General features: G+C 62.0%; 10 protein-coding genes. 6 read left to right on the top strand and 4 right to left on the bottom strand.

Going from position 1 to position 12,482, the window contains the following annotated elements; translation table 11 throughout:
* Positions 1-17 precede the first annotated feature (17 nt).
* Positions 18-1,925: a tetratricopeptide repeat protein gene (locus tag FLP30_RS10230; protein ID WP_149279736.1), complete on the bottom strand. Its 1,908-nt coding sequence runs from the start codon at positions 1,923-1,925 to the stop codon at positions 18-20.
* Between the two features lie 68 nt (positions 1,926-1,993).
* Between FLP30_RS10230 and FLP30_RS10225 the strand changes: the two genes are divergently transcribed.
* The 6 genes from FLP30_RS10225 (at position 1,994) to FLP30_RS10200 (ending at position 9,892) form a co-directional block, all read left to right on the top strand.
* Positions 1,994-3,499 (top strand): carboxypeptidase M32, encoded by a 1,506-nt coding sequence (locus FLP30_RS10225; protein ID WP_149279735.1) that lies wholly within the window; start codon positions 1,994-1,996, stop codon positions 3,497-3,499.
* Between the two features lie 142 nt (positions 3,500-3,641).
* Positions 3,642-4,787: an SMP-30/gluconolactonase/LRE family protein gene (locus FLP30_RS10220; protein ID WP_149279734.1), complete on the top strand. Its 1,146-nt coding sequence runs from the start codon at positions 3,642-3,644 to the stop codon at positions 4,785-4,787.
* Between the two features lie 62 nt (positions 4,788-4,849).
* The gene (gene thrC / locus FLP30_RS10215; protein ID WP_149279733.1) at positions 4,850-6,253 is read left to right on the top strand and encodes a threonine synthase; all 1,404 of its coding nucleotides are present in this window, start codon (positions 4,850-4,852) and stop codon (positions 6,251-6,253) included.
* A gap of 60 nt (positions 6,254-6,313) precedes the next feature.
* Positions 6,314-7,579, top strand: a complete 1,266-nt coding sequence (locus tag FLP30_RS10210; protein WP_149279732.1) for a M16 family metallopeptidase — start codon at positions 6,314-6,316, stop codon at positions 7,577-7,579.
* Complete coding sequence (locus FLP30_RS10205) at positions 7,576-8,916, top strand: TldD/PmbA family protein (RefSeq protein WP_149279731.1); 1,341 nt, start codon at positions 7,576-7,578, stop codon at positions 8,914-8,916. Before FLP30_RS10210 ends, FLP30_RS10205 begins: the two co-directional genes overlap by 4 nt.
* A gap of 25 nt (positions 8,917-8,941) precedes the next feature.
* Positions 8,942-9,892: a Tim44 domain-containing protein gene (locus FLP30_RS10200; RefSeq protein ID WP_149279730.1), complete on the top strand. Its 951-nt coding sequence runs from the start codon at positions 8,942-8,944 to the stop codon at positions 9,890-9,892.
* Between the two features lie 110 nt (positions 9,893-10,002).
* On the opposite strand, the gene FLP30_RS14115 is transcribed toward FLP30_RS10200, so the two are convergent.
* Genes FLP30_RS14115 through FLP30_RS10190 form a run of 3 tightly spaced genes read right to left on the bottom strand, consistent with a single transcriptional unit; the run spans position 10,003 to position 12,395 of the window.
* Positions 10,003-10,140, bottom strand: a complete 138-nt coding sequence (locus FLP30_RS14115; protein WP_168200086.1) for a hypothetical protein — start codon at positions 10,138-10,140, stop codon at positions 10,003-10,005.
* 3 nt (positions 10,141-10,143) lie between these two features.
* Positions 10,144-11,103, bottom strand: a complete 960-nt coding sequence (locus FLP30_RS10195; protein WP_149279729.1) for a heme o synthase — start codon at positions 11,101-11,103, stop codon at positions 10,144-10,146.
* On the bottom strand, positions 11,103-12,395 hold the full coding sequence (locus FLP30_RS10190; RefSeq protein WP_149279728.1) for a cbb3-type cytochrome c oxidase subunit I: 1,293 nt from the start codon (positions 12,393-12,395) through the stop codon (positions 11,103-11,105). The genes FLP30_RS10195 and FLP30_RS10190 overlap by 1 nt, the downstream gene beginning before the upstream one ends.
* Between the last annotated feature and the right edge of the window lie 87 nt (positions 12,396-12,482).

The raw sequence follows: 12,482 nt of genomic DNA, 5'->3' as shown, positions 1-12,482 counted from the left end.
GCATCATAAAGCGCCTGTTACACGCGGCAACCGCCTTTACCATTTTTAAGGATTGCATCACGCACATGCAGTTGCACCTGTGCCACAGGCAGCTGCCAGGGGGCGTCCCCCACCCCGAATGTGGTCTGGCGGATAATCCTCACCGCAGGGTACCACTGGCTGGCAATACCCCCATCATCTGGCCGCAGGAAGACCGAACCTTTCGCCCACCGCCAGTCCCCGCCAAAGCGGTCCAGCAGCACGGTTGGCACCCCGATAAGCCCGGACAGGTGCGCCACCATGGTATCAACCGTAACAACCATATCCAGCCCGGCAATAAGCCGGGCTGTCGCCAGCACATCCCCTGCCACTAGTGGTGTGCAGGCAAAGGGCAGTTCCTCTCCCACTGGCTGCAAGGCCTGCACGTTCATACCCGCCATCCCAGCCAACGGAGCCAGCAAAGCCGGGTTGAGTGAACGCCGCCTGTCAAACTGGTAGCCCGCATGCCCTGACCAACACAGACCCAGCCTGAAACCTGCATGCCCCTGACCTTGAGGTGACCGCAGAGCAGGCACACCCCACACAGATGGCCGCGAGACACCCAACAACAATGGCAGACTCAACAGCGAGCACCGGACACACCCCGCAGGCCAGTGCGGCATGACGTCCTCCAACACCCGCACCCGCCCTGCCCATGATGGCACCATGCACTGCACCAGCCCCTGCAACGCAGGCTGCACAAGCAGCAGAACAGGTGCCCGCTGCGCCACCTGCCCGACGTAGCGTAAAAAATGGAGCGTATCGCCCAGTCCCTGCTCCGCATACAGCAAGACCGGGTCCGACCGAACGGCACCATCCCATTGCGCCAATCCGGCAAGAGCGGGCGGGAGAGGCAGAAGGGCCTGCCGTGCCTCAAACAACGGCCAGCCCTGCGCAAAATCCCCTTCCGCCAACGCCAGCACACCCCGGTTCATACGGGCACGAGCCCGGTCGAGAGGATTGGTGGCCACACTCTCAGCCCGTAACAGCAGGGCCCGAGCCTGCGCTCTCTGCCCCAGATCGGCCAGAACACCGGCATGGTTGAGCATCAATCGCGCATCATCAGCACGCAGGCGGCAGGCTGTTGCCAAGGCATGTTCCGCCTTATCCAGAGCCCCCTGCGCCATCAAGACCAGCCCCATGGTGGCATGGGTTTCCGGGCTGCCATCAGCAATGCGCAGGGATTCGGCCAGCACATCCTGTGCGGCCTCATAGTCGCGGGTGGCAAACAGGGATGCGCCATGGTTAGCCAGAGCTGCGGCATCTTTGGGCAAAGCCGCCGCAACTGTGCGAAAATTGGGCTCGGCTTCCGGCATACGGCCACACCGCTCCAGCAGCATGCCATGCAGGTTGCTGCCTGCGACATGAGCGGGGTCCAGCCGCAGGGCGCGGGTTGAATACTCCAGCCCCTCCGCCACCCGACCATGTCGGGACAGAAAAGCCGCCAGCGCCAGATGCCTTTCCACCTCCAGCGGGCGCAGCGTCAGGGCTGCCCGCAAGGCCTGCTCTGCCTCTGCAATACGCCCAAGCGACTCCAGTGCCACAGCCAACCCGTCCTGCGCACGCGGGTCCTGCGGTGTGGCCAGCACTGCCACCTGCAAGGCAGCCCGTGCGGCCTCGTGCTGCCCGGCTTCCTGCAACGCCAGCCCCAAGGTGATATGAAAGTGCGGTTCCGCCTCAAGCGCAATGGCCCGCCCTGCCAGCGCAATGGCGGCGGCGGCCTGCCCTCCTGCCCGCGCGACACACGCCATGGCATGCAGGGCCTCCGCATCTTCCGGAGTGTTCCGTAGGTGCTGCTGCAACATCGCCCATGCTGTCTGGGCATCCCCTCGCGCCAGATGCTCCAGTGCCGTTTCCGCCACGCGGCCCGGTTGCGCCCCTGCCACTGCGGACCTGTCGTGCGACATGATTTTCTGCCCTCTGCATGGCCACGGCCACATTCCGTTCCCAGCCCGAATGTTGTACTCTGCCAGACATGACCAAAGCCTATCTTTCGCTCGAACGCCACTTCGCCCGCCTTGCCTCGCTCGATGATGCTCTGGGCATCCTGAGTTGGGACAAGGAAGTCATGATGCCACCGGGAGCCGCAGAACGACGCGGTGAAAATCTGGCCATGCTCGAAGGCATGCGGCACGACATGCTGACCGCCCCCCACATGGCCGACTTGCTGGCGGAGGCCACAGCCCCGGCAGACCCGTGGCAAAGTGCCAACCTGGCCGAAATGCGCCGCCAGCACACACGGGCCACAGCCCTGCCGACCGATCTGGTCGAGGCCCGCGCCCAAGCCACGGCCCGCTGCGAAATGATATGGCGCACCGCGCGCGACACGAGCGACTTTGCAAGCCTGCGCCCTGCCCTGGAAGACGTGCTACGCCTGACGCGTGAAGCCGCCGTGGCCATGGGCGAGGTGTTGGGCCTGAGCCCCTATGACGCCCTGCTGGACTCCTTTGACCCCGGCACACGCCAGACGGATATTGACCCCGTTTTTGCAACGCTGCGCGCAGACCTGCCCAACCTGATTGGCACCGTGCTGGAGCGCCAAGCCAGCCTGCCCGCCATTACCCCCCCGCATGGGCCATTCCCTGTTGCCCGGCAGGAGGTGCTTGGCCGCCAGCTTATGCGCCAGTTGGGCTTTGACATGACACGCGGCAGGCTGGATGTCAGCACCCACCCCTTCTGCGGTGGTGCAACGCAGGATGTCCGCCTGACCACCCGGTATGACGAGAACGACTTTATCCCCGCCATGATGGGCGTGCTGCATGAAACCGGCCATGCCCTGTATGACATGGGCCTGCCCAAGGCATGGCTGTCCCAGCCCGTCGGGCAGGCTGGGGGCATGACCCTGCATGAAAGCCAGTCCCTGCTGATGGAAATGCAGTTCTGCCGCTCCCGCGCTTTTGCCGACTGGCTGGCGCCGCACGTGCAGGCGGCCTTTGGCATTACCGAGGGCACACCGGGGTGGGATGGCGCAGCCCTGCACCGCCAGCTTATCCATGTTGAACCCGGCTTTATCCGTGTTGATGCGGATGAGGTAACCTACCCCGCCCATATTCTGGTGCGCTACGAGCTTGAAAAAGCCCTGATCGCCGGAGACCTGAGCATCGCTGACCTGCCATCAGCCTTCAACGACGGCATTCATAGCCTTCTGGGCCTGCGTGTGCCTGACGACAGACGCGGTTGCATGCAGGATATTCACTGGCCGGAGGGGCTGTTTGGCTATTTCCCCTGCTACGCGCTGGGGGCCATGGCTGCGGCACAATTCCGCGTCGCGGCCTGCACACAGGTACCTGGCATTACGCCCGCCATTGCGCGCGGGGATTTTGCGCCCCTGCTGTCCTGGTTACGGACCAATGTGCATGGCCGGGCGCGCAGTGCCTCCATGCGCCAGATTGTGCAGGATGCAACCGGCACACCACTGGACGCCAGCGCCTACCTGGCCCATATCCACCAGCGTTATGTTGTCGGCGCGGCCGACGCCTGAAAAAACACGCAGGGCGGGCCAGCCATAACAAGCCCCCGCCAGCGCGCATCCGCCCTGTCAGCCTGACGTTTGCGGCATTGCATGCTGGCAGGCAGAATGCGCGGCCCCACCGCCTATGCCCGTTACATCATGGACCGGATGCATGACTGCTTTTTTCCGCCGCCCTTCCCTTACCCGCATGGCCGCGACCTCCGGCCTGCTGCTGGCGTTGCTTGACCTGTGCCCTGCTACCGCCTGGGCGCTGCACATGCCCAAACAACCCGAGTTGGGACCACAGGCGCTGGCCCCTGTCATGACATCAGACACCCAGCGCTGGGATGCCGTGCTACCCCTGCCCGATGGCCGCATGCTGCTGGAAACCCCACGCTGGCTGGGCAATACCGGCCCCCAGCTTGTGGCCCGCGCAGAAGACGGCAGGCAATCTCCCTGGCCGGATGAGCCATGGAATGCGCCCGAAGGGGCTGCCGCGACCCGCCTGATCAATGTCGCGGGCCTTATCCGAGCCGCCAACGGCATGATCTGGGTGCTGGACAATGGCGTCCCCAAGCGCGATGCCGCACCCCAAGCCGCGCCCAAGCTGCTAGAAATAGACCCCACCACCAATACCGTACGCCGCACCGTGGCTATTGATGCCACTGCCCTTAAACCGGGCAGCGTGCTGTCGGGTGTGGCTGTCCATGACAACACGGCCTATGTGGCGGATTCTGGCGTTGGGGCCATTCTTGTCATCGACCTGCCCAGCGGTACCAGCCGCCGCTTTCTAGACCACCACCCCGCACTGGTCGCCACCCGCCAGATTGAAACCCCCGCAGGGATATTGCGCGACGCAGCAGGCCACCCCGTTGCGATGGACGCCAGCATGATCGCCGTCAGCCCTGATGGCACATGGATTGTTGTGCAGCCACCCTCGGGCTATCTGTCGCGCATTGCCACTGCGATCTTCTTTGACCCCGATGTGACCCCTGCGGCCTTTGAAGAAAGCGTGACCCAATGGTTCAAAACCCCAACCCTGGGCGGCATGACCATTGATAATGATGGCACCCTCTACTGGGCCGATGTCACCACTGGCAGCATTCTCAGCTACACCACCGGGCGTATCCCCCGCAGGCTGATAACCGACCCACGCCTGAAATGGCCCACAACACCAGGGCTGGATGGCCACGGCCACCTGTATGTTGCGGCGTCCGAGCTTGACCACAGCCCGGCGTTTGCGCCACCTGGCACGCCCCCGGCATGGCCTGTCACGCTTTACAGGCTGACCCTGCCGACCACACCACCGCCGCGCTGAATACGCCCGGCTTTATCGACAAGACCCTTCGCGGCACACGCCATTGAGGATATACTACCCCTATGCGCTATATTTCCACCCGCGGGAAAGCCCCCGCCCTATCCTTCTCCGATGTGCTGCTGACCGGACTGGCCGAGGACGGCGGTCTTTATCTGCCCCAGACGTGGCCGGAATTTTCACAGTCCGACTGGCGCGCCCTGCGTGGCCTGCCCTATCCGGAACTGGCAGCCCGTGTGATGGCCCCCTTTACCGCGCCGGATATCGACTTTGAAACACTGCACGACCTGTGCAAAAAAGCCTATTCCGGCTTCAGCCACCCCGCCATTGTCCCCGTGACACAGGTGGAAGACGGGCTGTTTGTACAGGAACTGTTCCACGGCCCCACGCTGGCGTTCAAAGACATGGCCATGCAGGTGCTGGGCCAGTTGTTTGAGCATGTGCTGACCCAGCGTGACGAACACGTCACCATTGTTGGCGCGACATCGGGCGACACCGGCTCCGCCGCGATCGAAGCCTGCCGGGGCCGCAAGCGCCTTTCCGTTGTTATCCTGCACCCCAAGGGCCGCACCTCCGAAGTACAGCGCCGTCAGATGACAACCGTGCTGGAACCCAACGTAACCAACCTTGCGGTTGAAGGCACGTTTGACGACTGCCAGGATCTGGTCAAAACCCTATTCGCCGACCTGTCCTTCCGTCGGGAAATGCGTCTTTCGGCGGTCAATTCCATCAACTGGGCACGTATTGCTGCACAGATTCCCTATTACGTGCACGCCGCGCTGGCCTTTGGCGCACCAGAGCAGGAAGTCTCCTTTGCCGTGCCCACAGGGAACTTCGGCAACATTCTGGCTGCATGGGGCGCACGCCGCATGGGCCTACCCATCCGCCACCTGTGCGTGGGCTCCAACCGTAACGATATTCTGACACGCTTCCTCACCGCCAATGACATGACCATCCGTGGCGTGACACCCAGCCTGTCTCCGTCCATGGATATTCAGGTCTCTTCCAACTTCGAGCGCCTGCTGTTTGAACTGCTGGGCCGCGACGCCGCAGCCTGTGCCAGCATTATGGCCGGGTTCCGCAGCACCGGGCACATGGACGTACCGCGCGAAAGCTGGGAAAACGCCACGGCCCTGTTCTCTGGCCTAGCTCTGGACGACAGCCAGACAGAAGCCGAGATCCGCGCACTGCACCAGAAGTCGGGCTATCTGGCCGACCCGCACAGCGCCATTGGCATCGCCGCTGGCCGCCGTTTCCGCCAGCCCGGCACCCCCATGGTGGCGGAAGCCACAGCCCACCCGGCCAAATTCCCCGATGCCATGGTGGCCGCAACAGGGATCCACCCTGCCCTGCCCCCCCACATGGCCGACCTGTTTGAACGGCGCGAACGCTACCAGAGCGTCCCCGCGACCGAAGACGCCATAAAAACTGCTGTACGAACCGCCGTGGCAAGCTGCAACGCAGTCTGACACACCGTTTTTTCCCTATCAGGCTGCCTGCCCGGCAGCCTTTCCTTTTTCAGGATGAGAATGACAGATCCCATCAAGCTGACCCGCCTGCCTTCCGGCCTGACCGTTGTAACGGAACGCATGGAACGCATGGAAACCGTTTCCTTCGGTGCCTATGTTGCCGCTGGCACCCGCAATGAAACGGCGGAAGAAAACGGTGTTTCCCATTTTCTTGAACATATGGCCTTCAAGGGCACCAGCAGCCGCTCCGCCCTGCGCATTGCCGAGGAAATCGAGAACGTGGGTGGGCATATCAATGCCTATACCGCGCGGGAACAGACTGTTTTCTATGTCAAGCTGCTCAAGGAAAACCTGGGCCTGGGGATCGACATTATCGGCGATATCCTGACCCACTCCGCCTTTGACCCGGCTGAGCTTGAGCGCGAGCGTGGGGTTATCTTGCAAGAAATCGGACAGGCAAACGACACGCCTGACGATATTGTTTTCGACCATTTTCAGGAAACGGCCTTTCCCCACCAGCCCATGGGCCGCCCGACCCTTGGCACGGAAGGCCTGATCCGGGACATGAGCCGTGAGACCCTCATGCGCTACATGGCCACGCATTACACGCCCGACAACATGATTGTCGCAGCCGCTGGCAATCTGGAGCATGACGCGGTCGTAGACCTGGTCAACCGCCACTTTGCTGACCTCAAAAACGCCCCCCGCCCCACCATGGACCCCGCCCGTTATGGCGGTGGTGAGTTCCGTCAGGTCAAGGAACTGGACCAAGCCCATGTTGTGCTGGGCTTCCCCGCTGCGGGTTATGGCAACAGCGACTATTATGCCACGCTGCTGCTATCCACTCTGCTGGGTGGGGGCATGTCGTCCCGCCTGTTCCAGGAAATCCGGGAAAAACGCGGTCTGGTCTATTCCGTTTATTCCTTCAACGTGCCCTTCATGGATGGGGGGGTGTTTGGCATTTACGCAGGCACAGGCGAGAAGGAATGTGCGGAACTGATCCCCGTCACGCTTGAAGAGCTGCAAAAGGTGCAGGTGAACATCACCCAGGACGAACTGGTGCGGGCCAGAGCACAGTTGAAGTCCTCGCTCCTTATGTCGCTTGAAAGCACGGGCAGCCGGTGTGAGCAGATTGCCCGCCAGTTGCAGATTTTCGGGCGGATTATCCCCACCGAAGAAACCGTCCGCCGGATCGAAGCCGTCACACCAGACGACATCAGGCGCGTTGCGGCACAGGTCTTTTCAGGCACGCCCACGCTGGCCGCGCTGGGGCCGATTGGCCGGATACCCTCACTCCAGAACATTGCGGAGACACTGGCAGCATGACGGCACAGACCCTGGACCTTCTTTCCGACCTGATCCGCCATGCCCGGCAGGCAGGCGCAGACGCGGCAGATGCCCTGTTTGTGTCCAGCACTGCCGTGGGGGCGGGTGTACGCAACGGTGTCACAGAGGAGCTTGAACGCTCCGAGACGACGGATCTGGGCCTCAGGGTCTTTATCGGTGGTAAAAATGCCACCGTTTCCACCACGACCATCGACCCAAGCCGCTTTGCCCAACTGGCAGAGCAGGCCATGGCCATGGCCCGCGTCCTGCCCGACGACAGATACGCCGGGCTGGCCCCGCAGGCCATGACAGGCGCGCACGATACAAACACCCTGGGGTTGGAAGACCCCACGGAACCCTCGACCGCCAGCCTGCTGGACCGCGCCCGTATTGGTGAAGACGCTGCACTGGCCGTGCCGGGTGTGACCAACAGCGCAGGCAGCAGTGCCTCCTGGGGGCGGACACAGGTTGCCCTGGCTACATCCGCCGGATTTGCCGGGGGCTACAGCCGCACACGCCACTCCAACTCCGTCTGCGTTCTCGCAGGAGAGGGAGAAGGCATGCAGCGGGATTATGACCACCACGGCACTGTCTGGCTGGAAGACCTGACCGATGCCGCAACACTGGGCCTCAACGCCGGTCAGCAGGCCGTTGCCCGCTTTAACCCCGCGCGCCCGCGCACGGGCCGTTACCCTGTTGTGTTTCACCCACGTGTGGCGTCCAGCTTTCTGGGCCACTTCATCGGGGCGATCAACGGGTCTGCCATTGCCCGGGGGACATCCTTCCTCAAGGATAAAATGGGCCAGAGCTTGTTTGCGAAAGGTGTGCAGATTACGGACGACCCCGGTCGCATCCGTGGCCTGAGATCCCGCCCGTTTGATGGCGAGGCCCTGCAGGTCCAGCCCCTACACCTGGTGCAGGATGGCGTGCTGACCACATGGATACTGGACAGCCGCAGCGCCCGCCAGCTTGGGCTGGAAAGCAACGCCCGCGCCGCCCGTGGCACCTCTGGCCCACCCGGCCCGTCTGCCACCAACCTGTTTTTTGAGCCCGGCACCCTGTCCCCCACAGAGCTGATGGCGGACATTACCGAAGGGCTTTACATCACAGAAATGATGGGAAGCGCGATCAACGGCCTGACAGGGGATTACAGCCGTGGGGCTTCCGGCTTCATGATCCGGAATGGTCAGATTGCCGAGCCTGTGGCCGAGTTCACCCTTGCCGGTAATCTGCTTGATATTTTTGCATCCATGACGCTGGCGAACGATCTGGCCTTCCGTTTTGGCACCGATGCCCCCACATTACGGATTGAGACCCTGAGCACCGCCGGGGCCTGACGCATAGCCGGAGACCTATAAAGCTGTGAAAACGCGTTATCTTTCGTCCGCTCTCAGTATTCTGCTCGGAGCAAGCCTTGCCATAGGACCGCTGGCCACCCATGCCGATGCCCGGCCCGGACAGGGTGGGTCCATGGGCAGCCGTGGCAGCCGGACATGGAGCGCGCCTGCCCCAACCCGGACATCCCCCTACGCCACTGCGCCCATGGAGCGCTCCATTACCCCACAGACTGCCGCACCCCGTTACGGGGCTGGCCCACAGGCCATGGCACCCATGGGCGGGCGTATGCCCTATCAGAACCGCCACCCCTTCCTGACCGGGTTTGCCGGGGGCTTTCTGGGCGCCGGGCTTTTTGGCCTGCTGAGCGGCCATGGCATTATGGGTGGTGTCAGCGGGCTATTCAGCTTCATTGGGCTGCTCATCCAGGTTGGCCTGGTCGTGATGATTGTCATGTGGCTGGTGCGGCGCTTTACCTCGGGTAATAATGGCGGCAGCACAGTCAGAGCCTTTAATCCTGCCGGGGCTGGCCCTGTGCCTGGTGCCGGCGCTGGGCAGCCGGGTGCTCGAGTTCCACAGATTACAGCCACTGACTATCAGGCTTTCCAGCAGACCCTGCTGGATATCCAGAACGCCTGGAACCAGCAGAACATTCCGGCCATGCAGCAGATGGCGACGCCGGAAATGGTCTCGTATTTCAACGAGCAGTTGTCCACGCTGGCTAGCCAGGGGGCACGCAATGTTGTTTCCAACGTGCAGTTCCTGCAAGGCGATCTGGCCGAATCCTGGTCTGAAAATGGTATGGACTATGCCTCTGTCGCCATGCGTTACAGCCTGATTGACCTGACAACCAACGCCATGGGGCAGGTTATTGACGGCAGTTCCACCCAGCCGGTTGTTATTACCGAGGTCTGGACCTTTGTCCGGCCCTCACGCGGGGGGCGCTGGCTGCTATCTGCCATCCAGCAGGCACGCTAAAGCCCTCACCTGCCCCTTACCCAAGGGGCAGGTATTACCTCCATGCCTACAAAAAAGGCCGCTGCATTGTACAATGCAGCGGCCTTTTTAATGCACTCAGCTCCTCAAACCTAACCCTGCACCAAAGCCAGACCAAACATCATCAGCGCCAGAATAGTCATGAATAGAACCATGGCCCGCACACGCTGGGTCTGGCGCTTACGACGTTCCAGAAACTCTGGAATGGATGAAACAACCTGATCAGTCATAGCTCAGAACCCCCACAGCCGCAGGAAATGATCGCCCAGCAAACCGCAGAACAAAAAGAACAGATACGCCAGTGAGAAACGGAAAGACACGCGTGCAGCCTTATCCCCCTTCAGGCTGACACCATCCTTGTCCTGAGGCTCCAGCAACACACGAATGGCACAGCCGATAAAGCCAAGACCGAGAGCCAGGGCAACACAGGTATAAAACCACCCACTCAGGTGCATAACCGAAGGCACCAGCGAAATGGCCAGCAAGACAATAGTGTACAGAAAAATCTGCCAACGGGTATGCCGCGCACCATGCACCACCGGCAGCATGGGAATACCCGCCCGCCCGTAGTCCTTGCAGGCATACAACGCCAAAGACCAGAAATGAGGCGGCGTCCAGAAGAAAACAATCCCGAACATGACAACAGGCATAACCGCCATATGACCGGTCGCCGCAGCCCACCCAATCATGGGGGGGAAAGCCCCCGCAGCACCACCGATCACGATGTTCTGCGGTGTCGAACGCTTAAGCCACATGGTGTAGATGACGGAATAGAAGAAGATGGAAAACGCCAGTATGGCCGCAGCCAAGGTGTTTGTTGCCATCCACATGAGGCAGACAGACAGGCAGGACAGCCCGACACCGTACGCCAGAGCTTCCCCTTCAGGAATACGTCCGGCGGGCACAGGGCGGGTTATGGTCCGCTGCATGACCGCATCGATATCCCGGTCATACCACATATTGATGGCCCCAGCCGCGCCGGATGCCAGACAGATGCAAAAGATGCTGACCAGCGCCGTAAAGGGGTCAATCCTGACCGGGGCCATCATCATGCCCGCAGCACCGGTAAACACAACCAGCGAAATAACGCGGGGCTTGAGCAAAGCCAGCCAGTCACGCGCCAGAGTGCCAACCTGCCCGGTCTCGTAACGCGGACGACGGACTGTTTCTGTCGCGGTGACTGTTGGGCGCATCAGAAAAAACCTCTCCGTGACTGACCAAGCCGCACAGGGGCAGGCTGCAGGACTGTGGATACGGAAGCCGGAGCCTGCTTACGGAAGCTGGATACCGCTGCCACGACAAAGCACAGAGCCGCAAGCCCAAACAACGCAGCGCCAGAAACCTGCTGCCCCGGCACAAAGACCAGAAGAGTTGCAGCCAGTGTCAGAAAGAAATGCAGCCGCGCCAGGCGCTGTGGATACCAAAAACCACATTCCTCACCACGCCAGAGGTAAAAGCCACCACAGATGGCATACAGTGCCCCAAGCTGGAGGGCAGAGTGCAGCCCTGCACCAAGCAGGAACTGTGCGCCCCAGCCTGCGGCAACCACGCCAACAAACCCCATACCCCACAGCAGCGGCGTGCGCAGGGTAATGCTGGCTTTCCATGTCGCTGCAACCCACGCGACCGCCATGGCAATGGCAGAGAGTGAATACAGCCCCACCAACGCCCCGCCAATCTGCAAGGCCTGACCGGCCATATCCGCAGGCAGCAGCGATGCCTTGACCCACGCCACAACGCCCGTGGCTGCCGTGATCGCCATGACAGCGACAACAGGCCGGATAGCAGAGCGGCCGACACGCGCTGTCATGTCAAACACCAGGCCAAAACCCACCAGCAACACCACAAGGCTGACCGGGGCGGCAAAGCCTGCGACTGCGGAGGACACAGACAAGCTGGCCTGCCCCCATCCACGCACGATATGGGCGGCAAACACCGGCACCATCAGCAATAGAGAAGACGCAGCGAGTGTCTGCCCCCACACAAAGGGAGAAAACGGCTGACGTTGCAGGCTGTCTGCCCGGCTATCAAACACGGTCGCCAGCAAAGCCATGCTGGTCAGCAGCGTTCCGGCACACCACAGCAGCGTGGCGCAGCGCAGGCCTGTATCGTGCCCTGCGGCCAACAGGGTGCCACACGCCCCCGCAACCGTCAGCCACAACCCGGTGGTGTTAAGGCCAGAGGCAAGAATACGCGCACGCCCCAACGCTCTGGGCAGCCATAGCGTGCCAAACCCACCCACAAGGGCAGGCACGACCAGATACAGCAGCATAAGAATGGAATGTACCTGCGTCAGACGCGCAAGACCCGGCATGGCGGGCAGCTGGCCCACACGGGCCATGACAGCAATACCGCCACCGACAAGCCCGGCCAAAGCCGCCAGCCCCAGATAGGCACTGCCTGTCCTGATATCGCAGACACCATCCTTCTGGCCCCTGCCTGAACGTGAATAACGCTGTTGGCTCCGGTTACGCACGGAGGTCATACCCCAGTTCCTATTATTTCTGTGCAAGGGCTGGTCCCCTGACCCTACGGCCAGGGGACGAAAAACGGGTGTATCCTATCCGCCCCT

This window comes from Acetobacter vaccinii, from assembly GCF_008365315.1.
In the GTDB taxonomy this organism is placed as follows: Bacteria; Pseudomonadota; Alphaproteobacteria; order Acetobacterales; family Acetobacteraceae; genus Acetobacter; species Acetobacter vaccinii.
The sequence above is the reverse complement of the archived record's forward strand: the minus strand, read 5'-3'. Positions and strand labels throughout refer to the sequence as shown.